This is a genomic window from Streptomyces sp. NBC_00704, assembly GCF_036226605.1.
In the GTDB taxonomy this organism is placed as follows: Bacteria; Actinomycetota; Actinomycetes; order Streptomycetales; family Streptomycetaceae; genus Streptomyces.
Genome location: NZ_CP109000.1, coordinates 6,168,334 through 6,191,068, shown reverse-complemented (window position 1 = coordinate 6,191,068; position 22,735 = coordinate 6,168,334). Strand labels below are relative to the sequence as shown.

23 protein-coding genes and 3 pseudogenes are annotated in these 22,735 nt (G+C 70.6%); 9 read left to right on the top strand and 17 right to left on the bottom strand.

Annotated elements, in window-relative coordinates:
* Window positions 1-38 precede the first annotated feature (38 nt).
* A complete protein-coding gene (locus tag OG802_RS26950; protein WP_329414457.1) occupies window positions 39-974 on the top strand; it encodes an MBL fold metallo-hydrolase in 936 nt (311 codons plus the stop codon).
* 361 nt (window positions 975-1,335) lie between these two features.
* Here the strand turns inward: OG802_RS26950 and OG802_RS26945 are convergent, their stop codons facing one another.
* Window positions 1,336-1,989, bottom strand: a complete 654-nt coding sequence (locus tag OG802_RS26945; protein ID WP_329414455.1) for a TetR/AcrR family transcriptional regulator — start codon at window positions 1,987-1,989, stop codon at window positions 1,336-1,338.
* 144 nt (window positions 1,990-2,133) lie between these two features.
* On the opposite strand from OG802_RS26945, the gene OG802_RS26940 reads away from it, so the two are divergent.
* The 4 genes and pseudogenes from OG802_RS26940 to OG802_RS26925 all read left to right on the top strand — a co-directional run bounded on the left by OG802_RS26940 (window position 2,134) and on the right by OG802_RS26925 (window position 3,640).
* Window positions 2,134-2,532, top strand: a complete 399-nt coding sequence (locus OG802_RS26940; RefSeq protein ID WP_329414453.1) for a VOC family protein — start codon at window positions 2,134-2,136, stop codon at window positions 2,530-2,532.
* 345 nt (window positions 2,533-2,877) lie between these two features.
* A complete protein-coding gene (locus OG802_RS26935) occupies window positions 2,878-3,114 on the top strand; it encodes a DUF1772 domain-containing protein (RefSeq protein WP_329414452.1) in 237 nt (78 codons plus the stop codon).
* Window positions 3,039-3,269, top strand: a pseudogene (locus OG802_RS26930) (virginiamycin B lyase family protein); the annotation flags it as partial. The gene OG802_RS26935 and the pseudogene OG802_RS26930, both read left to right, overlap by 76 nt.
* Complete coding sequence (locus OG802_RS26925; RefSeq protein ID WP_329414451.1) at window positions 3,260-3,640, top strand: VOC family protein; 381 nt, start codon at window positions 3,260-3,262, stop codon at window positions 3,638-3,640. The pseudogene OG802_RS26930 and the gene OG802_RS26925, both read left to right, overlap by 10 nt.
* A 446-nt stretch (window positions 3,641-4,086) precedes the next feature.
* Here OG802_RS26925 and OG802_RS26920 read toward each other — a convergent pair whose 3' ends face one another.
* Together OG802_RS26920 and OG802_RS26915 are read right to left on the bottom strand one after the other, a co-directional pair.
* A complete protein-coding gene (locus OG802_RS26920) occupies window positions 4,087-5,427 on the bottom strand; it encodes a class I SAM-dependent RNA methyltransferase (RefSeq protein WP_329414450.1) in 1,341 nt (446 codons plus the stop codon).
* A gap of 197 nt (window positions 5,428-5,624) precedes the next feature.
* Window positions 5,625-7,709 (bottom strand): APC family permease, encoded by a 2,085-nt coding sequence (locus tag OG802_RS26915; protein ID WP_329414449.1) that lies wholly within the window; start codon window positions 7,707-7,709, stop codon window positions 5,625-5,627.
* Window positions 7,710-8,157: 448 nt separating this feature from the next.
* Here OG802_RS26915 and OG802_RS26910 point away from each other — a divergent pair, with 448 nt between their 5' ends.
* Window positions 8,158-8,829 (top strand): potassium channel family protein, encoded by a 672-nt coding sequence (locus tag OG802_RS26910; protein ID WP_329414447.1) that lies wholly within the window; start codon window positions 8,158-8,160, stop codon window positions 8,827-8,829.
* Window positions 8,826-9,506, top strand: a complete 681-nt coding sequence (locus OG802_RS26905) for a potassium channel family protein (RefSeq protein ID WP_329414445.1) — start codon at window positions 8,826-8,828, stop codon at window positions 9,504-9,506. Before OG802_RS26910 ends, OG802_RS26905 begins: the two co-directional genes overlap by 4 nt.
* A gap of 476 nt (window positions 9,507-9,982) precedes the next feature.
* On the opposite strand, the gene OG802_RS26900 is transcribed toward OG802_RS26905, so the two are convergent.
* The 8 genes and pseudogenes from OG802_RS26900 to OG802_RS26870 form a co-directional block, all read right to left on the bottom strand.
* A complete protein-coding gene (locus OG802_RS26900; protein WP_329414443.1) occupies window positions 9,983-10,756 on the bottom strand; it encodes a DUF3159 domain-containing protein in 774 nt (257 codons plus the stop codon).
* Window positions 10,757-10,759: 3 nt separating this feature from the next.
* Window positions 10,760-11,158, bottom strand: a complete 399-nt coding sequence (locus OG802_RS26895; RefSeq protein WP_329414441.1) for an OB-fold nucleic acid binding domain-containing protein — start codon at window positions 11,156-11,158, stop codon at window positions 10,760-10,762.
* A 75-nt stretch (window positions 11,159-11,233) separates the two neighbouring features.
* Window positions 11,234-11,656: pseudogene (locus tag OG802_RS36005) on the bottom strand (winged helix-turn-helix domain-containing protein); the annotation flags it as partial.
* Between the two features lie 87 nt (window positions 11,657-11,743).
* Window positions 11,744-12,034 (bottom strand): annotated as a pseudogene (locus tag OG802_RS36000) (response regulator); the annotation flags it as partial.
* Window positions 12,035-12,399: 365 nt separating this feature from the next.
* Window positions 12,400-13,581 carry an alginate lyase family protein gene (locus OG802_RS26885; RefSeq protein WP_443055358.1) on the bottom strand — a complete coding sequence of 394 codons (1,182 nt, stop codon included), beginning with the start codon at window positions 13,579-13,581 and terminating at the stop codon, window positions 12,400-12,402.
* A 233-nt stretch (window positions 13,582-13,814) separates the two neighbouring features.
* Window positions 13,815-14,585 (bottom strand): DUF3710 domain-containing protein, encoded by a 771-nt coding sequence (locus tag OG802_RS26880; protein WP_329414437.1) that lies wholly within the window; start codon window positions 14,583-14,585, stop codon window positions 13,815-13,817.
* 1 nt (window position 14,586) lies between these two features.
* Window positions 14,587-15,138 carry a dUTP diphosphatase gene (gene dut, locus OG802_RS26875; RefSeq protein ID WP_329414435.1) on the bottom strand — a complete coding sequence of 184 codons (552 nt, stop codon included), beginning with the start codon at window positions 15,136-15,138 and terminating at the stop codon, window positions 14,587-14,589.
* Window positions 15,135-15,719, bottom strand: a complete 585-nt coding sequence (locus OG802_RS26870; protein ID WP_329414434.1) for a PaaI family thioesterase — start codon at window positions 15,717-15,719, stop codon at window positions 15,135-15,137. Before OG802_RS26870 ends, dut begins: the two co-directional genes overlap by 4 nt.
* Window positions 15,720-15,777: 58 nt before the next feature.
* On the opposite strand from OG802_RS26870, the gene OG802_RS26865 reads away from it, so the two are divergent.
* Window positions 15,778-16,242 carry a DUF3093 domain-containing protein gene (locus OG802_RS26865; RefSeq protein WP_329414432.1) on the top strand — a complete coding sequence of 155 codons (465 nt, stop codon included), beginning with the start codon at window positions 15,778-15,780 and terminating at the stop codon, window positions 16,240-16,242.
* A 97-nt stretch (window positions 16,243-16,339) separates the two neighbouring features.
* On the opposite strand, the gene OG802_RS26860 is transcribed toward OG802_RS26865, so the two are convergent.
* From OG802_RS26860 to OG802_RS26845, 4 genes are all read right to left on the bottom strand, one after another.
* On the bottom strand, window positions 16,340-17,287 hold the full coding sequence (locus tag OG802_RS26860) for a hypothetical protein (protein WP_329414431.1): 948 nt from the start codon (window positions 17,285-17,287) through the stop codon (window positions 16,340-16,342).
* A 13-nt stretch (window positions 17,288-17,300) separates the two neighbouring features.
* Window positions 17,301-17,597 carry a DUF4193 domain-containing protein gene (locus OG802_RS26855; RefSeq protein ID WP_003993510.1) on the bottom strand — a complete coding sequence of 99 codons (297 nt, stop codon included), beginning with the start codon at window positions 17,595-17,597 and terminating at the stop codon, window positions 17,301-17,303.
* Between the two features lie 394 nt (window positions 17,598-17,991).
* Complete coding sequence (locus OG802_RS26850; protein ID WP_329414429.1) at window positions 17,992-19,239, bottom strand: sensor histidine kinase; 1,248 nt, start codon at window positions 19,237-19,239, stop codon at window positions 17,992-17,994.
* A 5-nt stretch (window positions 19,240-19,244) separates the two neighbouring features.
* Entirely contained in the window at window positions 19,245-19,898 is a 654-nt protein-coding gene (locus tag OG802_RS26845) for a response regulator transcription factor (RefSeq protein WP_003993508.1), read from the bottom strand.
* A 414-nt stretch (window positions 19,899-20,312) separates the two neighbouring features.
* On the opposite strand from OG802_RS26845, the gene OG802_RS26840 reads away from it, so the two are divergent.
* Window positions 20,313-20,486, top strand: coding sequence for a hypothetical protein (locus OG802_RS26840; RefSeq protein WP_167467697.1), 174 nt, complete (start codon window positions 20,313-20,315; stop codon window positions 20,484-20,486).
* Window positions 20,487-20,572: 86 nt separating this feature from the next.
* Here the strand turns inward: OG802_RS26840 and OG802_RS26835 are convergent, their stop codons facing one another.
* Together OG802_RS26835 and OG802_RS26830 are read right to left on the bottom strand one after the other, a co-directional pair.
* Window positions 20,573-21,388, bottom strand: a complete 816-nt coding sequence (locus OG802_RS26835) for an inositol monophosphatase family protein (RefSeq protein ID WP_329414425.1) — start codon at window positions 21,386-21,388, stop codon at window positions 20,573-20,575.
* 8 nt (window positions 21,389-21,396) lie between these two features.
* Window positions 21,397-22,524 carry a ferrochelatase gene (locus OG802_RS26830; RefSeq protein WP_329414423.1) on the bottom strand — a complete coding sequence of 376 codons (1,128 nt, stop codon included), beginning with the start codon at window positions 22,522-22,524 and terminating at the stop codon, window positions 21,397-21,399.
* Between the last annotated feature and the right edge of the window lie 211 nt (window positions 22,525-22,735).

Sequence of the window (22,735 nt, the reverse complement as noted above, 5' to 3'; positions counted from 1 at the left end):
TCCGTCCTCGCGACTCATGACAGGTAAGGAAGGTCTTCGTGTTCACCTCATCGCAAACGGCCAAGTCCGCTACTCCCCCCGCCTCGTCCTGGACGGTGGGCGACCACACCGTGCGACGCGTCGACGAAGTGATCCTGCCCGCCCAGACCGGTCCGTGGCTGCTGCCCGGGGCAACCACCGACCTCGTGAGCCGGACTCCCTGGCTGAGCCCCGAATTCGCCGACGAACAAGGCGTCCTGCGCCTGGCGAGTCACAGCTTCTCCGTCGAGGTGGACGGCATGCGGGTGCTGGTGGACACCGGCATCGGAAACGGGAAGCGGCGCTCCAACCCCGCGTGGCACAACCTGAACAGCGACTACGAAGCACGGCTACGGGCGGCGGGCTTCGCGCCGGAGAGCGTTGACGTCGTGGTCCTGACCCACCTCCACGCCGACCATGTGGGGTGGAACACGCGTGCCGAGGGCGACGCCTGGGTGCCCACCTTCCCGAACGCGCGCTATCTCACGTCACGCACCGAGTGGGACTACTGGGCGGGTGTCGACATGGAGGAGGCGCGCCGGCAGATGTTCCGGGACTCGGTCCATCCCGTCCGGGAAGCAGGTCTGTTCGACCTCATCGATGTCGCGGACGAGGGCACGGACGTCGCGCCGGGCATCCGTCTGCTGCCCACCCCCGGCCACACACCGGGGCAGGTAGCGGTGGAACTGAGCAGCCGTGGCGAGACCGCACTGGTCACCGGCGACAGCATCCACCACCCGGTCCAGATGGCGCACCCGGAGCTGTGCAGCTGTGTGGACGTCGCTCCCGAACTCGCGGCCAGGACCCGGAACCAGATGCTCGGCTCACTGGCCGGTACGTCAACTCTCCTGCTCGGGAGCCACTTCCCGCCGCCGACCGCCGGACACGTGCGACGCGAGGACGGCGGGTACCGACTGGCCCCGGCTCCCGCGGGGGTCACGCCCATCGCCGGCTGAAGCGGATCGGAGCACCTAGGCCAGCCCGCGCACCGAGTCGCACCGTCCGTACGGGTGACGTCCTGGGCGTCCGCGACCGGACGGCCCGGGAGCGGATCCGAGACTCCTCCGGCATACGCTCCGTGGTCACCGATGGGGCCGGAGGAGGTGATGACCGATCACCGGCTTGCGCCCTTTGCTAAGCCGCTGTCGGCTGCCCTCGTGGGCGACAGTCACGCCGACACGTCGCGAACGAGGGCGACCGGCCGGCCCCACTCGCCCCTGGCGGGCCACCGCAGGTCAGCGAGTTTGAACAAGCAGTGCGTCTGCCCGACCCGCTGCACAGAGGGAAACTGTGCACCCTCCGTGGAGCCGGGAGTGTTCAGACGATGGCGTAGTGGCCGAGGGAGGGTTCGAGCAGGTCGAAGGCGAGGGATGCCTCCGCGTCGACGGTCTCGGCGATCTCGGCATTGGGGCGGTCGGCCAGGGTGAGGTCTTGGATGCGCTGGAACAGGATGCGGTGGACGGTGCCGAGCAGTCCGGCGGCGGTGCGGACGGTGATGTCGTCTCGTGGTGCGCCGACAGCCGCAGCGAGAGCCTCGGCCAAGGCATGTTCGCGCCGGTCGTGCAGGCCGCGCAGGCAGGCCGAGAGGGTGGGACTGTCGGCGATCATGCGGGCGAAGGCGGGGCCGGAGAACCCGGCGACCGGATCCGCGGCCGCCGCGGCGTCGGCGAAGGCGCGGCGTAGTGCCGCCAGGGCGGACTCGCCGGGCCGACGGTCGGTCACGGCGTGAGCCAGGGAGGCGATGAAGGCGTCCTGATGGTCCAGGGCCAGGTCTTCCTTGCGTGGGAAGTAGTTGGTGACGGTCTTCTTGGCAACCCTGGCGGCGGTGGCGATCTCGGCGATGGTGGTCTGTTCGAAGCCCTGCGCGATGAACAGGCGGGTGGCGTGGTCGGAGATGAGCTGCCTCGTCTCCTGCTTCTTGGCGTCCCGCAGGCCGGTGGGCTGCGCGGACGATGTGGTGTCGGTAGCCATGGACGCAATCTTACACTCGTAGCATTTTTATGTTGACAGGCTTGATGCTGCCGGAATAAGTTTATGTCCATCGTAAGTTTCCATCCTCGGCTGGGCGCCCCGCCAACCGGCCGACGACAAGCCCCACCCATAAGGAGCACCCGCTTGCAGATCACCGCGTCAACCGTCTCGCTCACCGTCAACGACCTTGCCGCGTCCCAGCGGTTCTTCATCACCCACCTCGGCTACGTCGAGCAGGCCGCCGCCCACGGATTCGCCTCCCTGTCGCGCGACGACGCCGCGATGGACGTCGTCCTGCTCGCACGCGGCACCCAGGTGTTGCCGGCCGACCAGCGCGACCAGCGCGCCTCCGGCCTGATCCTCGCCTTCACCGTCACCGACGTCGCCGAAGAGGAGAAGCGGCTGCGCGCCGCGGGCGTCGAGATCACCATGCCGCTGCGCGAGGAGCCCTGGGGAGAGCGCCTCTTCCAGGTCACCGACCCCAACGGCGTGATCGTCCAGTTCGTCGAGTGGGCGACCCCGACCGGAATCGAGCACGCCTGACCCCCGCCACCGGCCCTCACCACCAGCCCGACGAAGCGAGCGCACCCATCAAGCCCCTGCAGACAGTCGTGCTCCTGGCGTCCATGGCGTCCACTGTGAGCACCGGCCTGATGGCCGGACTGTTCGCCGGCTTCGCCTGCTCGGTCGTGCCCGGCCCGGGCCGGCCCTCCGACCGCACCCTGGTCAAGGCGATGCAGAACATCAACAAGGCCATTTCAAGCCCACGTTCACGATCCCTTTCGTGGGCTCGATCCCCCTGCTGGCGCCGGCCGCCGTCCTGGCCTGGCGCGGCCACAGCCGACCCGCCCCCCTGGATCATCGACGCCCGCACTGCTGCTGTACCTGGTGGCCTTCGGCATCACTGGCGCAGTCGACGTCCCGCTCAACGACCAGCTCGCCAAGGTCGCCCCCCTGCGCGACGCCGACGGCCTGGCCATGGCCCGTGAGCACTTCGAGAACCGGTGGGTCACCTGGAACCTCGTCCGCGCACTACTGCACACCGCCGCGTTCGGGTGCCTGGTCTGGGCGCCCTGTGGTTCACCGAGTGGAGCGGCAACCGCTCCATCACCGCCCAGGGCGTGATCGAGGTGTACGACCTGCCGACCCCCGGGGCCGAGCCGCACGGCATCGCCTCTGGCCCCGACGGCGCGCTGTGGACGGCACTGGAGATCGGTGCGCTGGCCCGCATCAGCCCGACAACTGTTCCCTCAACCCCAGAAGTCGACCCATGCCCGTGACCTTCAACCACACCATCGTCCCCGCCAGGGACCGCGAGGCATCGGCCCGGTTCTACCGGGACCTGCTCGAACTCCCCGAAGCGCCGTCGTGGGGGCCGTTCACCAACGTCCAGCTCGATGAAGGCGTGCTGCTGCAGTTCGCCGAACTACCCGGCGTCGACGAAATCCAGATGCACCACTACGCATTCCTCGTCGAGGACGACCTGTTCGACCGGGCCTACGCCCACCTCCGCGCCGGCGGCATCGAGCACTGGGCCGATCCCCAGATGACGCGTCCCGGTGAGACCAACACCGAGCACGGCGGCCGCGGCGTCTACTTCAAGGACCCCGCCGGCCACGCCATCGAACTGATCACCAAGCCCTATCTGTGAACCGAACCGCCCCCGAAAGAACCGCATGACCAGTCCACCCATCCTGCCCGGTCGCGTGTTCGAGACTGTAAACATCTGCCGACCGGATGCCCTCGCCGTCGATCTGCCGTCCCGTTTCACCGATCCCTGCCCCGCCCGTCTGCCCCAGCACTTCCCCGTGCTGCCCCCCTGCCCCCTGCCCGCCTGCCCGCCGCAGTCGGGCAGGCGGGCAGCGCTTCGGGCATACCGGCCTGACGCACCATCAGGACGAGCGTCACGTGAGCGTCGAGACTGCCGTGCGCCGTCCCTGCGGAACGGGTGGCACGACATGTCGTCAGCCTCACGTCACTGGCAGAAACCCCAGGTCAGCGACGTTCGTCCGGATTACGGCGCACTCCACGTCGTGTGCCTTGGGAAACAGGTCGGCCCCACCCGCCCCGAACAGGGGCGCAAGAAGAACCAGCAGGTCACAGGCTCTTGGCGACCGGCTCCAGAATCGCCACGCACTCCACGTGATGCGTCATCGGGAACAGGTCGAACGCCCGCAGCGTCCGCACCCGGTAGCCGCCGTCGTGGAAGTACGCCAGGTCCCGGGCCAGCGCGGCCGGGTCGCAGGCGACGTAGGCGATCTTGCGGGCGCCCAGCGACGACAGGTGCTCCACCGTCTTCTTGCCCGCGCCCGCGCGCGGCGGGTCCAGGACGATGAGGTCGACCTCGGTGATCCCGGTGCGCGGGAGGACGCTCTCGACCTTGCCCTGCTCGATCCGCACCCGGTCGAAGCCCGCGAGGTTGTGCCGGGCGTCTTCGACGGCGCGCTTGCCGGACTCGATGCCGAGGACCGCGCCCTTGTCGCCGAGGCGGTCGGCGAGCGCTCCGGCGAAGAGGCCGACGCCGCAGTACAGGTCGAGCGCCATGTCGCCCTTGCGCGGCAGCAGGCCCTGCATGACGGCCTTGACGAGGGTGTCGGCGGCCTGCGGGTGGACCTGCCAGAAGCCGCCGCTGCCGACGCGGTAGGTCCGGCCGTCGGCGCGCTCGCGGACGAAGGCGCGGCCGTGGACGCGGTGGATGCCGCCGTCGTGCTCCTCGACGCGCATGACGGAGACCGGCCGGTCGAGTTCGACGAGGGGCAGGCGGGCGCCGGGCCGCGGTTCGAGGATCACCATGCGGTCCTGGGAGCCCGTCGCGGCGATGGCGTCGACGGATTCCATCCCCGACCAGTCGCGCTGTTCGATCCCCAGCTCGCTGACGCCCTGCGCGGCGATCATGCAGTGCTCGATCGGCTCGACCTCGTGCGAGCGGTGGCGTCGCAAGCCGGCGTTGCCGTCGGCGTCCACCGCGTACTGCACGCGGGTGCGCCACTGCGGGACCTGTCCGGCGGGCAGCTTGTCGCCCTCGGCCGGCATGACGGTGCCGTCCCAGCCGGCTTCCTCGGGCGTGAGGCCCGCGAGCCGCTGCAACTGCTCGGCGATCACCTCGCCCTTGAGGCGGCGCTGCGCGCCGGGCTTGGCGTGCTGCCAGTCGCAGCCGCCGCAGCGGCCGGGCCCGGCGTAGGGGCAGGGGGCCTCGACGCGGTCCTTGGAGGGCTCCAGTACGCGCACGGCGTCCGCCCGCAGGAAGCGCGCGCCCTCCTCGCCGTCGGTCACCCGCGCCACGACCCGTTCGCCGGGCAGCGTGTGGCGGACGAACAGCACCTGTCCGGCCTCGGTGCGGGCGATGCAGTGGCCGCCGTGGGCGACGGGCCCGACCTCGACCTCGTACTCCTCGCCGACGAGGGATGCCGCCTGCGACTTCTTCGGTTCTGCCTGCATGGCGGGGGGACTCCACAACGTCGAACGAGGAACGGCCGGACAACAGCCCACCAGTCTACGTGGCTGTCGTCCGGCCGTTCACCACGCGCCGGCGCGCCCGACCGCGCCCGCCGCCTTGCGCAGTGCCGGCCTGCGCACTGCCGGCCTGCGCACTGCCGTGCGCGCGGTGGTGGGGAGCGCGGGGTGTGGGGCGGGGGTCAGTGCTCGTCGTCCGGGCCCGGGGCGGGAGCCGACGCGGAGCCCGACGGCTCCTTGGGACGGCCCACCTGCGCGGGGCCGCGCCGCACCGAACCCGGGGCGTTCCACTCCGAGCGCCTGCGGGCCCGCTTCTTCGCCGCCTCGGACGACTGCAGCTGGTAGGGGACGGACGTCACCATGACGCCCGGCGTGAACAGCAGCCGGCCCTTGAGCCGCAACGCGCTCTGGTTGTGCAGCAGGTGCTCGTACCAGTGACCGACCACGTACTCGGGGATGATCACCGACACGGCGTCACGCGGCGACTCGCGGCGCAGGCTCTTGACGTACTCGATGACCGGCCGGGTGACCTCGCGGTACGGCGAGTCCAGCACCTTGAGCGGTACGTCGATCCCGCGCCGCTCCCACTCGTCGCGCAGGGCCTTCGTCTCGGTCGGGTCGACGTTGACGGTCAGCGCCTCCAGGGTGTCGGAGCGCATCAGCTTGGCGTAGGCCAGGGCGCGCAGGGTCGGCCGGTGGATCTTAGAGATCAGCAGCACCGAGTGGACCCGCGAGGGCCGGACGCTGTCGTCGCTGGGGCCCTCGGGGGCGGCGATCTCGGCGGCGACTCCGTCGTAGTGGCGGCGGATCGCGGTCATCACCCCGTAGAAGATCACCATGCCGAGCAGCGCGACCCAGGCGCCGTGCGTGAACTTGGTGATGAGGACGACGACCAGGACCAGACCCGTGAAGAAGGCGCCGAACGTGTTGATCGCCCGCGAGCGGACCATGTGACGGCGCTTGGCCTGGTCGGTCTCGGTGGACAGGAGCCGGTTCCAGTGGCGGACCATGCCCGTCTGGCTGAGCGTGAACGACACGAACACGCCGACGATGTAGAGCTGGATCAGCCGGGTGGAGTCGGCGCCGTAGATGACGACCAGCAGCATGGCCGCGCCGGCGAGCAGCACGATGCCGTTGGAGAAGGCGAGGCGGTCGCCGCGGGTGTGCAGCTGACGGGGCAGGTAGCGGTCCTGGGCGAGGATCGAGCCGAGCACCGGGAAGCCGTTGTAGGCGGTGTTGGCCGCGAGGAACAGCACCAGGGCGGTGGCCGCGGCGAGCACGAGGAAGAGGAAGCTGCCCTTGCCGAAGACGGCCTCGGCGACCTGGGTGATCACCGGGTTCTGCACGTAGTCGGCGCCGACGCCGACCCCGTTCTTCAGCAGGTCGGTGGCCGGGTTCTCGGCCATGCGGACCTTGGTGACGAGCGCCAGCACGATGATCCCGCAGAACATGGTGACCGCCAGCAGCCCCATCGCCGCGAGCGTGGTCGCCGCGTTCTTCGACTTGGGCTTGCGGAAGGCCGGCACGCCGTTGGAGATCGCCTCGACTCCGGTGAGCGCGGCGCAGCCGGAGGAGAACGCGCGCAGCAGCAGGAAGACCAGCGCGAAACCGGCCAGGCCCTGGTGCTCGGCCTTGATCGTGTACTGCGAGGTGGGCGCGCGCATCGTGTCGTCGAGGACCAGCCCACGGAAGGCGCCCCAGGCGATCATGATGAAGACGCCCGCGACGAACACATAGGTGGGGATCGCGAAGAGCTTGCCGGACTCCTTGACGCCGCGCAGGTTCATCAGCGTCAGCAGCACGATGACGGCGACCGCGCAGGCCACCTTGTGCTCGACGACGAAGGGGATGGCGGAGCCCAGGTTCTCGATGCCGGAGGAGATGGAGACGGCGACGGTGAGGACGTAGTCGACGAGCAGCGCGCTCGCCACCGTCAGCCCGGCCTTGGGGCCGAGGTTGGTGTTGGCGACCTCGTAGTCGCCGCCGCCGCTGGGATAGGCGTGGACGTTCTGCCGGTAGGAGGCGACCACCGTGAACATCAGCACGACGACCGCGAGGGCGATCCACGGGCTGAAGTGGTATGCCGACACGCCCGCGATGGACAGGACCAGCAGCACCTCCCCGGGCGCATAGGCCACGGAGGACAGCGGGTCGGAAGCGAAAACGGGAAGGGCGATGCGCTTCGACAGGAGCGTCTCTCCCAGTCGGTCGCTGCGCAGTGCACGCCCGATCAGAATCCGTTTGGGCACGTCGGTCAGTTTGGACACAACAGAGGATCGTAGGCCTTCGAACACGGGACCGCCCACCCTCCCCCGGGCTCAGCCGGGTGACAGGCCGCCGCGTCTGCCTCTCGGGTGAAATCGGCCGGGCCCGGGTTGCGGATTCCGCAGCCTCGCGGATCGTCATGGCTATATGACAATCCCCCGCCCGCTGACGCCCCCCGGAGGCTCCATGCACACGACCGCGGAGATCATCGGCGCCGTCGGCACCCTCGTCGGCCTCGGAATCCTTACCTTCCTCAGCGTCTGGAGCATCAGCAGGCGCTGAGCGGGCCCGGAGCGGGCGAACCGCGCGCCGACCGTGCACGGGGGTGCCCTGCGAGGACCGCGCCTGTGTAGCTTGGGCGGCGGTCTGAGACCCTGTTCGGGGCCGAGCGCCATGGCCAGGCCGGAAAATTTATGGACTTCTTTACTTGTTGACCTCGGAAGGACGGTCGTGCACATCGTCATCATGGGCTGCGGCAGAGTGGGTTCCGCTCTCGCGCAGACCCTGGAGCAACAGGGGCACACGGTCGCCGTGATCGACCAGGACCCCACCGCCTTCCGACGACTCGGCTCCGGTTTCGGCGGCCGTCGTGTCACCGGCGTCGGCTTCGACCAGGACACCCTGCGCGAGGCGGGGATCGAGGAGGCCGGCGCGTTCGCCGCTGTCTCCAGCGGTGACAACTCCAACATCATCGCGGCCCGCGTGGCCCGCGAGATGTTCGGCATCGAGAACGTCGCCGCCCGGATCTACGACCCGCGCCGCGCCGAGGTCTACCAGCGGCTGGGCATCCCCACCGTCGCCACCGTCCGCTGGACGGCCGACCAGATGCTGCGCCGGCTGCTGCCCTCGGGCGCGGAGCCGCTGTGGCGCGACCCCACCGGCGGCGTCCAGCTCGCCGAGGTGCACACCGCCGCGTCCTGGGTCGGCCACAAGATCAGCACGCTCCAGGAGGAGACGGGCGTGCGCGTGGCGTTCCTGACCCGCCTGGGCGAGGCGATCCTGCCCAGCTCGCAGACGGTCCTCCAGGAGGGCGACCTGGTGCACGTGATGCTGCGCACCGACGAGGTCGAGAAGGTCGAGGCCTCGTTCGCCGAGGGTCCCAAGGAGGACGGTCACCGATGAGGGTCGCCATTGCCGGAGCCGGCGCCGTCGGACGTTCGATCGCCGGCGAACTGCTGGAGAACGGCCACGAGGTCCTCCTCGTCGACAAGGCGCCGACCGCCATCTCGGTCGAGCGCGTCCCCCAGGCCGAGTGGCTGCTGGCCGACGCCTGCGAGATCACCTCCCTGGACGAGGCGGCGCTCCAGCGCTGCAACGTCGTGATCGCCGCCACCGGCGACGACAAGGTCAACCTGGTCGTCTCGCTGCTGGCCAAGACGGAATACGGCGTCCCGCGCGTCGTCGCCCGCGTCAACAACCCGAAGAACGAATGGCTCTTCAACGAGTCATGGGGCGTCGACGTGGCCGTGTCGACCCCGCGTCTGATGTCGGCCCTGGTCGAGGAAGCGGTGAGCGTCGGCGACCTGGTCCGGCTGCTCCGCTTCAGCCACGGCGACGCCAACCTCGTCGAACTGACCCTGCCCGAGGAGTCGGCCCTGGCCGGCACCCAGGTCGGCGACGTGGAATGGCCGGAGGACACCTCCCTCGTCACGATCATTCGCGGCACCCGCGTCCTGACCCCGACCCGCGAGGACTCGCTGGAACCGGGCGACGAACTGCTCTTCGTGGCCGCCCAGGCCCGAGAGGAGCAACTGGAGGACCTGCTGTCGGTCCGCAAGGACGACGACACCAGGAGCTGAGCCCGGCGGTCCGGTCGGTCCGGTCCGTTCCCTACCTGAGCGGGCTGGGCCGGGCCGGGTCGGGCCGGATCCAGTCGGGCCGGATCGCGGCGGGACCATCCGGATCGCGGCGGGACCATCCGGTTCGCGACGGGACGATCCGGTTCGGTCCAAATCCGTTCGGTCCGCATCCGTTCGGTTCGGCCCGAGGGTGCGGCGACGGGGACGGGGACGGCCGAGGGATACGACTTGGGGGCGCTTGGAGATCTCCGGGCGCCCCCAAGCGGTTGCCGGGCAGCCACAGTCGCGCTTTGCGCCGCGCCGTCGAGCTTCCAGCCGCGCGGTTGCGCTGTCAGCCGGTTGGTTGCACTGTCAGTCGGTCAGTTGCGCTGTCAGCCCGACGGTTGCGCTGTCAGTCGGTTGGTTGCACTGTCGGCTGGACGGTTGAGCTGTCAGCCGGACGGCAGCTCCTGGGGCGGTCGCCCCGGCGCCGGGAACTATCCCTCCCGACGGTGCCGCCCACCGGCCTCCGACGCCTCAGCCTCAGCCCCCGCGGCAGCGGCGGCGGCCTCTGCCTTCTCCGCCGCCTCCATCTCCGCGAACACGTCGATCGGCGCGGGCGCCTTCCCCAGGAAGACCCAGGTCAGCCAGACGGCGAGCAGGAACGGCGGGATCTTGAGGGCCACCAGCACCCAGCCCAGCTGCTCGGTGTCCGCCCACCAGTAGAGGGGGAAGAGGATCGCGCACTTGGCGAGCAAGATCAGCCCCCACGCCCAACTGGCCTTGGCGTAGGCCTTCTTGCGCCCCGGATTGCGGGTCCGCCAGGAGAGGTTCTCCTTGAAGACCGGCCCCAGGATCAGCCCGATCAGAGGGACCCCGCACAGGGTCGTGACGATGTAGGCGAGCGCCAGACCCAGCGTGTAGAGCATGCCGGGCAGGTAGAAGGCCTTGGCGTTGTCGGTCATCATCGCGAAGACGACGCCGAACGCGACGCCGAAGACCCCGCTGAACGCGTGCTTGACCGTGTCCCTCATCGCCAGGCGGACCACGACCAGGGCCAGCGACACCGCGAGGGCGGCGATCGCGGACATGTGCAGGTTCTTGTTGATCGTGAAGATCGTGACGAAGACCAGGCCGGGCACCACCGTCTCGACCATTCCGCGGACCCCGCCGAATGCCTCGAACAGCGCGGCCTCGGTCACCGCCCGGGCATCGGCCGCGGCCTTGTCCTCCGCGGTCGTGTCTTCGGTCGGCTTGTCGAGCGACGTCACCGGCTACTCCCTACCCAGGGGTCTCAGTTCGTACTTGGGGTTGAACAGCACCCGGCGGCCCCGGCTCATGGAGACCCGGCCCGATGCTATGAGCTTGCGCCCCGGTTCTATGCCCACGATGGAGCGCCTGCCCAGCCACACCACGTCGAGTGCCGCGCTGCCGTCGAACAGCTCGGCCTCCAGCGCCGGGACTCCGGCGCGCGGCCGCAGGGTGACCGTGCGCAAGGTACCAGTAACGGTGACGATCTGCCGGTCCCGGCAATCCCCGATCCGCGTGCAGCCCGCCGTCTCGGAGTCCTCACGCAGCTCCTCGGACTCCAGGTCCTCCTGCGACGAGGAGAGCCGGTCGAGCATGCGCCGGAACCGGCCCACCGGCTTTTCGGAACGAGGAACAGCGCTCATATCTGAAGCGTACCGGGGCCTGCCGGCAGACCCGTACCCGCGCCGGTCGCCCGCCTCCCCGCCCAGGTGTGGGACCTACCGTTCGAACCGGTACCCCGTGCCGGGTTCGGTGACGAAATGTCTCGGATGCGAGGGGTTCGCCTCGAGCTTGCGTCTGAGCTGCGCCATGTACACCCGCAGGTAGTTCGTCTCCGTCCCGTATGACGGCCCCCACACCTCCTGGAGCAACTGCCTCTGGCCGACCAGACGGCCGGTGTTGCGCACCAGCACCTCCAGCAGCCGCCACTCCGTGGGCGTCAGCCTCACCTCCTTGTCTGCCCGGTACACCTTCCGCGCGGCGAGGTCGACGGTGAACCCGTCGGTCTCCACCAGGACCTCGGCCTCGCTGCCGTCAGCGGCTTCGGCGCGGTGGACGGCGGCCCGTAGCCGGGCGAGCACGTCGTCCACGCCGAAGGGTTCGGTGAGGCAGTCGTCCGCGCCCGCCCCGAGCGCCTCGGCCCGCACCCTCCGGGCCTCGTCCTCCCGGTCGCCCTTGGCCTCACCCTCGCCGTCACCCTCGTCGTCAACCTCGCCCTTGTCGTCACCCTCGTCCGAGGAGTGGCCGGCGGACAGGACCAGGATCGGCGCGCCGGTCCGGGCGCGCAGCTTTCTGATCGCCTCGGGTCCGTCCATGTCGGGCAGTCCGGGATCGAGGAGGACCACGTCCGGGTGGCGGGCCGCGGCGAGCCGGAGCGCGGTGACGCCGTCGTGCGCGATGTCGACCTCGTGGCCGCGGGCCCGGAGGCCGGTCACGAGGGCGCGCGCGGTCTGCGGCTCGCCGTCGACGACGAGCACCCTCGTGGGAGCCTGGGGCGTCCCCCCGGCCGGGCTCTGCATGCGGCCTGCCTCTCGGATGTCGTGGGTGGAACGGGTGCCACGGATGTTGCGGGTGCCCCGGGTGGTGCGGGTGCCACGGATACTGCGGGTGTCACGGATGGTGCGGGTGTCACGGATGCTGAGGTGCCGCGGAGGACGCGGGTGTCGGGTGGGTACGCATGCGAAGGCCTGCTGACGTCTTCCGCGTGCCATGGGCTCATTGTCTTCCTCTCTTCTCATCGCTGTCCGTGCGGCGTCTGCCTGGCGGCCGGCGCCTGCGGTACGGGGGGACGGACCGAGGGGCGGGGTGCGCCGCCGGTGCACCCTCGACGCCGGCGGACGTCGTGGCCCCTCAGCCCTTCATCGGATGAGCCCCCCGCATCGGTTCACGCGGGATTGTCCCCGTGGGTCAGGGTCTCCCAGGCGACGAAGAGGTTGTTGCTGCCGGCCGGGCGGTTCCGCAGGGTCAGCGTCTGGGTGTTGCTCATCGCGATGCCCAGCCGGTTGTGCAGCGCGTTGTAGCCGACCTCCGTGACGGGGCCGAGTTCCTGCTTCAGGGAACCGCCGCACAGCCAGCTCGGGACGGCGGCGCCGAGCTGGTACTTGGCCTGGAAGCCGAGCGCCTGCCGCAGTCGCTCGCCCACGTCGGTGCCGTACAGGTCCTGGCCCTGGATCCGGCTGGTCTCGGCGACGTGGGAGATCGCGGAGACGCCGTACCCGGTGTGGGTGAGATCCCGGCAGGTCTCCTGGGTCAGCCCGGTGACGAAGGTGCTCTGTCCCTGCCAGTAGGCGACGATCTTGGCGCGGGTGTTCAGGTTCTGACTGGGCACGGTCTTCGGGAGCTCGCCGTCGGAGGCGAGGTAGACGTAGGCGGCGGTGCGGGTGCGGAACTTCGCCATGGCCTTGTCGTACGAGGCCTTGTCCTCCAGGAAGACGGAGATGCCGACGGCGGCCTCCGTCATGGACAGCTCCCAGTTGCCGTTGGAGTTCGAGCCGTTGATCACCTCGGGCAGGTACACGTCGCGCAGCATGGTCGCGAAGCGTGCGGAGTTCGCCCAGTTGCCCGGGTACGTGTACTTGACGATCTCGGCGGCCCTCGGCCAGGTGGAGCCCGCCCAGCCGGTCTGCAGCGGGGCGTTGCTGTCGGTGTGGTCGGTGATGACGCCCGACCAGGCGTCCATCAGCGCGATGGCCTTCCTGGCGTACCGCTCGTCCCGTGTGATGTACCAGGCGAGGGCGTCGGTGTAGGCGGCGAGGGCGTCTTCGCGTTCGTCCGTGCAGCCGTGGTTCGGGTTGGAGTAGGACCCGCACTCGACGACGGCACGGGGCTTGGGCGTGCGGTTCAGGTCGGCGTACTTGCTCGCCAGGAGCTGGTCGAAGGCTCCCTTCCACGGCTGGGCCGAGGCGTCGACCTTGGCCCGGACGAAGTCCAGTTGCCCTCGGGAGACGGTCACTCCGGGGTGGGCGAAGATGGCCGGGGCGGCTTGCGCCGGTGAGGGGTCCGGGGACGCCAGGGCGCCCACGACGGCCAGCGAGGTGAGGGTCACGAGGAATGCGGCTCGACGCACGGAGGCTCCGATCTTGTTCCTGTATGTGAACACAGAGCGCCCTTGTGAACTCAGGCGTTGAGCGGAGACCGTAGGTTCAGACCAATGACGCGTCAAGCCTTCCCGCACGCTGATGTGCGGACAGCCGGGGGCATGGCGAAGGGCCGCACCCCGGTGAGGGGTGCAGCCCTGTCGGCCGTGCGTTCCACCGAGGCGCCGGCGTCGGCGCCTTCGGCGGGTCGGTCAGGTGCGGGTCAGCGGACCTCGGTGATCTCCGGTCCCCGCTGGAGCTGGCCCATGCCGCCCGAGAAGCGGGAGTTCTCGTCCTGCTGCTGGATGCCCTCGGGCACCATCTGCGCGTCGTTCGGCAGCTTGAGGACGATCGGGTCGCGGGGCGCCATCGGGCCCTCGCCGCGGACCACGACCGTGTCGCGGAAGATCTGCTCCAGCAGACCCGCCGCCTGCGGCTGCACCGCACCCTGGCCCGAGATCACCCCGCGCAGGAACCAGCGGGGGCCGTCCACGCCGACGAACCGCACCACGTGGAAGCCGCTCGTGCCGTCCGGCAGCTGCACCGGGACCTGCGCCCGCAGCTCCCAGCCCAGCGGGCCCTCGACCTCGTCGACGATGCCACCCTGCTGGGTGATGCCGGAGCCGATCTCCTCGCGCACCTCGCCCCAGATGCCCTCGCGCTTGGGGGCGGCGAAGGCCTGCAACTGGATGGCGCTGTCGCGCAGTACGACCGTCGCGGCGACGATCGCGTCACCGGCGACCTCGACCCGCAGCTCCATGCCGTCGACCCCGGGCACGAAGAGACCGCCGAGGTCCACGCGGCCCTCGGCGGGGTCGCGCACCTCCGAGTCGTCCCAGGGCCCGTCGGGCCGCGGCTCCGGCTCGAGCCGTACGCGCTCGCGCTCGCGCTCGCCCTCTACGTCGTCCGCCTCAGTGTCGACACTGTCGACGACCTGCTCGGCCTCGCCGGCCGCGTCCTCGGCGGCACCCTTCTTGTTGCGACGTCCGAACACGTCACTGTCCTTCCCGGTCGGATACGACCGAAGCGTATCGATTCCCACCCGTCGCGCCGCCCACGGCGGCCTGACCGCTTGTACCGCTTGCGCCGCCCACGGCGGCATGGCCGCCGGTGGACCCGAAGCCCCCCGCGGCCCGCGCCGAACCGGGAAGCTCCGCCACCTCCTGGAAGCGGACCCTCTCGACCTGCTGGACGACCAGTTGGGCAATCCGGTCGAAGCGCTCGAACCGCACGGACTCGCGCGGGTCGAGATTCACCACGATCACCTTGATCTCCCCACGGTACCCGGCATCAACCGTCCCCGGGGCATTCACGAGGGCTACACCGCATCGGGCGGCCAGCCCCGAACGCGGGTGCACGAAGGCCGCGTAGCCCTCGGGCAGGGCGATCGACACCCCCGTGGGCAGTACGGCCCGCTCCCCCGGCGCCAGTTCCCGGCTCTCGGTGGTGCGCAGGTCGGCCCCCGCGTCCCCGGGGTGCTCGTACGCCGGAAGCGGTACGTCGGGGTCGACGCGCCGGATCAGGACGTTCAGCGGGGGGCGGCTCACGGGTTCACCTCGAAGGCGCGGGCGCGCCTGATCTGGTCCGGGTCGCTCATGGCGGCCCGGATCTCCTCCTCGCGGCCGTGCTGCACGAAGTGCTCGACCGCGACCTCCACGAAGAGCGCCTCGGCACGGACGGCGAGCGGCCCGTCGGGGCCGCCGATCCGGCCGACGGCACGCGAGTAGATCTTGCGGCGGGCCACGGCCGTCACCTCGGCCTCCAGGTACAGCGTGGCGCCGACCGGAACGGGCCGTACGAAGTCGGTCTCCAGCCGGCCGGTCACCGCGACCGTGCGCAGCAGCCAGTTCAGGGAGCCGAGCGTCTCGTCGAGGGCAGCCGCAAGGATCCCGCCGTGCGCGAGTCCGGGCGCCCCCTGGTGAGCCTCCCGCACGGTGAACTCGGCGGTGACGCTCACCCCCTCGCCGGCCCGCGTCTCCAGGTGCAGCCCGTGGGTCTGCCCGCCGCCGCATCCGAAACAGTGTTCGTAGTGGGCGCCCAGAAGCTCGCCGGGCGCGGGAGCGTCGGGGTGGCGCACGGGTTTCACGGCGTCGGCCGGAGGCTCTGGAGCTGCGGAAGTACCACTCACAGCCGCAGACCTTACCCGCGCGTCCGCGATATCCGGACACCGTGCCAAGCTTGGCTCCATGCAGCTCTCCGCCGCCCCTTATGAAGAACGTCTCACCGCGCCCCGCTCGTGGTGGTTCGTCTCGTTCCTGGTGGGCGTCTCCATGGCCCTGATCCTGTTGCCCTTCGGCACCCTGCCGTTGCTCGGCGGCCTGGTCGGCGGCACCGCCGTCGCGGCCGTGGTGGCCAGCTCCTACGGTTCGCTGCGCATCCGGGTGGTGGGCGACTCCCTGATCGCGGGCGAGGCGAAGATCCCGGTCGCGGCGCTGGGAGAGACGCAGATCCTGGACGCCGAGGAGGCGCGCGCCTGGCGCACCCACAAGGCCGACACCCGCGCCTTCCTGCTGCTGCGCTCGTACATCCCCACGGCGCTGAAGGTGGAGGTCACCGACCCGGACGACCCCACCCCGTACCTGTATCTGTCGACCCGGGAGCCGGAGCGCCTGGCGCAGGCCCTCGCGGCGGCGCGGGAAGCGGCGGCGTAGCGGACGGCGTGAGGGGCGGCGCAAGAGCGGGCACAGCCCCGGTCGCCGCCTACTGGATCACGGTCGTCGGCGGAGCGGCTCCGGGCGGACGGCGGGGTCAGCGCCCGGGCTCCTCGGGGCTTCCGGGGATCTCCCCCATGGTCAGCGGGTCCGCCGGCTTCTCCAGCGCGGGAAGTTCCCTCAGCTCGTCCCAGGGGACCTGCATTCTGCGCAGGTCGGCCCGGACTTTCGCGGCGACCCTTCTGGTGTCGCGCCGGTTCATGACCGCGCCGACGACGGCGCCCACCATGAACGGCATCAGGTTCGGCAGGTCGCGGACCATCCGCTTCATGATCTGCTGGCGCAGCTCGCGTTTCATCTGGCCGCCGAGGGCCGAGTTGATCGTGGACGGCTTCAGCACGTCGACGCCGCGTTCACCCGACCACGAGCGCAGGTAGGCGGTGCTGCGGTCCTTGAGACCGCCCGGCGGGCGCAGGCCGTAGACCTCGTGGAGTTCGGCGATCAGTTTGAGTTCGATGGCCGCGACGCCGGTGATCTCCGCGGCCAGCTCGGTCGGCATCGCGGGCGGCACGGGCAGCATCGCCGCCGCTCCGATGCCCGCGCCGACGGTGGACGTGGCGTTCGCCGCGCCCGTCACGAGTTTGTCGGCGATCTCCTCCGGCCCGAGCCCCGGGAACTGCCGTCGAAGCGTCTGAAGGTCCCGTACGGGGACCCGGGGGGCGAGGTCGATGATCCGGTCGGCCAGGTGCCCGAGGCCCGCCCTGGCCCGTTTGCCGCCCTGTCGGGCGCCTTCCCGGGCCAGGCCCGCGGCCTTGTCCCGGATGACCGCCGCCCGCCGCCTTGCGACGGGGGCGGCGTTCCGCGCCGGCGCCGGGAGGTCACTCCGGTCCGCCGCGGGTTCGAGCGAGGCAGATCCCGCCGGGACTGCTCCCGTGCCGGATGAGCCTCGCTCGTCGTCACGCACGCCGTGAGGGCCGTCAGACGGCCCTTTGTCCGTTCCCCACAGGGGGAAGCGGCGCTTCCGAGGTGGGGTCGAGCCAGTCACGGCCGACCCCGCCTCAGTCGCAGTCGCGGCAGATCGGCTGACCGTTCTTCTCCCGGGCCAGCTGGCTGCGGTGGTGCACCAGGAAGCAGCTCATGCAGGTGAACTCGTCCTGCTGCTTCGGCAGCACCCGGACGGCCAGCTCCTCGTTCGAGAGGTCGGCGCCGGGCAGTTCGAGGCCTTCGGCGGCCTCGAACTCGTCGACGTCGACCGCGGAGGCGGACTTGTCGTTCCGCCTCGCCTTCAGCTCTTCAAGGCTGTCTGAGTCGACGTCGTCATCGGTCTTGCGTGGGGTGTCGTAATCGGTAGCCATTTCGCCTCTCCCCCTCTGGGTTTTTGCGGTGTCTCCAGCGCACGTAACGCGTGAGAGGCCGGACTTGTGCCCGCCTCGAGGCGGAGATTTTGCCTCACATCAAGGTCTGTTACTCAATCGACACCCAACCGAACCCCTCACGAGTGATCCGCTTGGATGGCGAACGGGACCGTACACGGTCCGATTGCCGCACTTCAAAGGCGCCTCACCGTGTACTTCCCGTGATCAGGACCCCCGAAAACCCGGATTTTCCGGGCTCTACACGGGCATCATGATCACGGAGAGTAGATGGCCGGAAATTCGCCCCTGTGAGCGATCACACATGAGGCGGTCCGCCGTCAGCCCGGAAAATTCCGCGCAAAGCGAACATCCCCGTGTGTGTCGCGACATGGTCTCAGACGGGGAAGGTGACCCGCATCACGAGTCCACCCCCCTCGCGCGGCTCGGCCACGATATGGCCGCCGTGCGCCCGGGCCACGGACCGCACGATGGACAGACCGAGCCCGACCCCCTTGTCGCTGCCCGTCCGCTCGGTGCGGAGCCGACGGAACGGTTCGAAGAGATTGTCGATCTCGTACGCCGGAACGACCGGGCCGGTGTTCGACACGACCAGAACCGCCTGGCCGTGCCGGACGTCGGTGGTCACCTCGACCCAGCCGCCCTCGGGCACGTTGTACCGCACGGCATTCTGCACGAGATTCAGCGCGATCCTCTCCAAAAGGACGCCGTTGCCCTGAACGACCGCGGTTTTCTGCTCACCGCGGATCACCACGCCCTTCGCCGCCGCTTCGGCGTGCACCTGGTCGACCGCCTGCTCGGCGACCTCCGCGAGGTCGACCGGCCTGCGCTCGACGACCTGGTTGTCGCTGCGCGCGAGCAGCAGGAGACCCTCGACGAGCTGCTCGCTGCGCTCGTTGGTCGCCAGCAGCGTCTTGCCGAGCTGCTGGAGCTCCACGGGCGCGCCGGGATCGGAAAGGTGCACCTCGAGCAGCGTGCGGTTGATCGCCAGCGGTGTCCTGAGTTCGTGCGAGGCGTTGCCCACGAAGCGCTGCTGGGCCGTGAAGGCCCGCTGGAGGCGCTCCAGCATGTCGTCGAAGGTGTCGGCCAGCTCCTTCAGCTCGTCGTCCGGGCCGTCCAGCTCGATACGACGCGACAGGTCCGAGCCCGCCACCGCGCGCGCGGTGCGGGTGATCCGGCCGAGCGGGGACAGCACGCGGCCGGCCATGGCGTAGCCGAACGCGAAGGCGATCACGGCGAGGCCGAGGAGGGCCAGCAGGGAACGGCTGAGGAGATCGTCGAGGGCCGCCTGCCGCTGGTGATCGATGCAGGCGCTGACCGCGGAGTTGAACTGGGTCAGACCCGACTCGGCGGTGAGCCCGGAGCAGGTCGTGCTGGCCACCTTGATCAGACCGGTGGCGCTCACGATCTTGAAGGGCGGCTGGTTGCCCGTACTGATGGCCTGCGCCGCCAGCAGATAGATGATCGACAGCAGCATGATGCCGGCGATCAGGAACATGCCGCCGTACAGCAGGGTCAGCCGTATGCGGATGGTCGGGCGGAGCCACGGGAAGGGCATTTGCGGGCTGCGGGGGTCCCAGGTGGGCTTCGGGGGCGCCTGAGGCGGCGCGGGTGTCGATGCCACGGCGGTCAGATCCGGTAGCCCGAACCGGGAACGGTGACGATCACCGGCGGTTCGCCCAGCTTGCGGCGCAGCGTCATGACCGTCACGCGCACGACGTTCGTGAACGGGTCGGTGTTCTCGTCCCACGCCTTCTCGAGGAGCTGCTCCGCGGAGACGACCGCGCCCTCGCTGCGCATCAGCACCTCCAGGACGGCGAACTCCTTGGGCGCGAGCTGCACCTCCTTGCCGTCGCGGAAGACCTCGCGGCGGTTGGGGTCGAGCTTGATGCCGGCCCGCTCGAGGACGGGCGGCAGCGGGACACTGGTGCGCCGGCCGAGCGCGCGCACGCGGGCGATCAGCTCGCTGAAGGCGAAGGGCTTGGGAAGGTAGTCGTCGGCGCCGATCTCCAGGCCCTCGACACGGTCGCTCACGTCGCCGGAGGCCGTCAGCATCAGCACGCGCGTGGGCATGCCGAGTTCGACGATCTTGCGGCAGACGTCGTCGCCGTGCACGAGGGGGAGGTCGCGGTCGAGGACGACCACGTCGTAGTCGTTGACGCCGATGCGCTCCAGGGCGGCCGCGCCGTCGTACACGACGTCGACGGCCATGGCCTCCCGGCGCAGTCCGGTGGCCACCGCATCGGCGAGCAGCTGCTCGTCCTCGACGACGAGTACGCGCACGTCGCAGTCCTTCCTGTGTCCACCCGGGCAGCCTTGTCGGACGCACGCGGGCGGGGGTCTCGGTGAGTGTTGCGTCCATCCTGCCCTTTTCGGCCGTAAGTCGGCGGTAAGACGGGTGGGAGGTGGATGAAGGACGGGTGTGAGGCCCGGGAATGCGAGATTTTCTCGTGCGGTTGAGGTTTCCGTGGAGGGACGCTGGGGGAGGACGGCTTTACACCCCGCGATCACGCTCTGCATGTGCCGCTGCACCATGTGGCACTCCGCGGTCCGCTTGCCGCAGAGCGGGCGTGGGTGTCCGGCACCGTCGCCGCCCGGCAGGGCAGCGCTGGGCACCTGTGAGAGACGTGATCGCCCCTTCCCAACCCGGCACACCCCCGTGCCAACGACCCACGACCCAGGACGAGGGGGCGCAGCATGGACGCATTCACCGCAGGACTTCTGCAGCGCATAAGGGCGACCGAGACCGACCTGACGCGGGCTCGCGACGAGGGCGACGACTTCCTCGTCGAGGTGGAGCAGGCCGAGCTCGACGACCTGCGTCGCCTCGCCGCCGAGCACGGTGTGGAGGTCGGCGCGACGAGCGTCTAGCGGTAGGCGCGTACGCGCCTGGGGCCCCGGCGAATCCAGCGCCGGGGCCCCTCCGCGTGTCCGCCCGGGGCCGGGCGGGTTCGTGCTCAGTCGTGCCAGGCTCCGAAGTCCTCCAGCAGGCGCTGGAGGGGCTCGAAGACGCCCGGGGTGGCGGCGATCGCGAGATCGCGTCCGGGGCGCTCTGCGGGCCGTCCACCGGTCAGCGCGCCCGCTTCCCGGGCGATGAGGTCGCCCGCGGCGAGGTCCCAGGGGTGCAGGCCGCGCTCGTAGTAGCCGTCGAGGCGGCCGACGGCCACGTCGCACAGGTCGACGGCGGCCGAACCGCTGCGCCGGATGTCCCTGAGGAGCGGGATGAGCCGCTGCGCGACGTCCGCCTGGTGGGTGCGGACCTCGGTGACGTAGTTGAAGCCGGTCGAGACCAGGGCCTGGTCGAGCGGGGCGGTCGGCCGGCAGGCCAGCACGCGCTCCCCCGCCCAGACGCCGGTCCCCCGCGCGCCGGCGCCGCGCACGGCGTGGAACGTCTCACCGCGCATCGGGATCGCGACGACGCCGACCACGGTCTCGCCGTCGTGCTCGGCGGCGATGGAGACGGCCCACGTGGGCAGTCCGTAGAGGTAGTTGACCGTGCCGTCGAGGGGGTCGATCACCCAGCGGACGCCGCTGCTGCCCTCGCTGGAGGCTCCCTCCTCGCCGAGGAAGCCGTCGTCGGGGCGGCGCTCGGAGATGATCCCGGTGATCAGCTTCTCGGCCGCGATGTCCATCTCGGTGACGACGTCGATGGGGCTGGACTTGGTGGCGGCGACCGCGAGGTCGGCCGGGCGGCCGTCGCGCAGGAACTCGCCGGCGCGGCGGGCGGCCTCCAGGGCGATGGCGAGCAGTTCTGTGTGCAGGGGGTCGGTCACGCCGTTCCTCACGCGTAGGGGCTGTCGGCGCCCGCGGCGGCGGGCTTGGGGGCACGGGCGGGGCAGCAGCCGGCCGGGCACAGGTGGTGGCTCGGCCCGAGCGCCCCGAGGGCGCACGGGGTGACCTCCAGGCCGTTCTCCACCGCGGCGCGCTCCAGGACGAGTTCGCGGACGGCTGCGGCGAAGCGGGGGTCGGCGCCGACGGTGGCCGAGCGGCGCATCGGCAGGCCCAGCTCGCGGGCCTTGGCCTCGGCCTCGGTGTCGAGGTCGTAGAGGACCTCCATGTGGTCGGAGACGAAGCCGATGGGGGCGACGACGACCGCCGGGACGCCGGCCGCGTGCCGCTCCTCCAGGTGGTCGCAGATGTCGGGCTCCAGCCAGGGGATGTGCGGGGCGCCCGAGCGGGACTGGTAGACGAGCTGCCAGGGATGGTCCACGCCGGTGCGCTCGCGGACCGCGTCGACGACGAGGCGCGCGGTGTCCAGGTGCTGCCTGACGTACGCGCCGCCGTCCCCGTGGTCCTCGACCGGGCCGGAGGCGTCCGCGGCCGAGGTCGGGATGGAGTGGGTCGAGAAGGCGAGGTGGGCGCCGTCGCGGACGTCCTCGGGGAGGTCGGCGAGCGAGCGCAGCACGCCGTCGATCATGGGCTCCAGGAAGCCGGGGTGGTTGAAGTAGTGGCGCAGCTTGTCGACCCTGGGCGGCTGAAGGCCCTCGGCCTCGAGCGCGGCCAGGGCGTCGGCGAGGTTCTCGCGGTACTGGCGGCAGCCGGAGTACGAGGCGTAGGCGCTGGTGGCGAGGACGAGGACGCGGCGACGGCCGTCGGCGGTCATCTCGCGCAGGGTGTCCGTGAGGTACGGGGCCCAGTTGCGGTTGCCCCAGTAGACGGGCAGGTCCAGGCCGTGGCCGGCGAAGTCCTTGCGCAGGGCGTCCATCAGGGCGCGGTTCTGTTCGTTGATGGGGCTGACCCCGCCGAACAGGAAGTAGTGCTGCCCCACCTCCTTGAGGCGTTCCTTGGGGATGCCGCGCCCGCGGGTCACGTTCTCCAGGAACGGGACCACGTCGTCCGGGCCTTCCGGGCCGCCGAACGAGAGCAGGAGCAGGGCGTCGTAGGGGGTGGCATCGAGCGCGTCTGGCATGAGTCGATCCTGCCACCCGGCTCCGACAGGCGGGAAACGGCCGGGGCCGGGCGTGCCCCGCGCGCGGGCCCGGTCCACGGCAGTGCGTTAGGGTTGCCTAAGTTCCTATGTCAGCTGTATGAGCCGCAGTCGCGCCTTACGCTTCTGCCGGGCCCGGTACGCCGCGCGCCGAGCCCCGCGGAGCCGCCTTCCCTCGTGCCGCGCCGTGCGT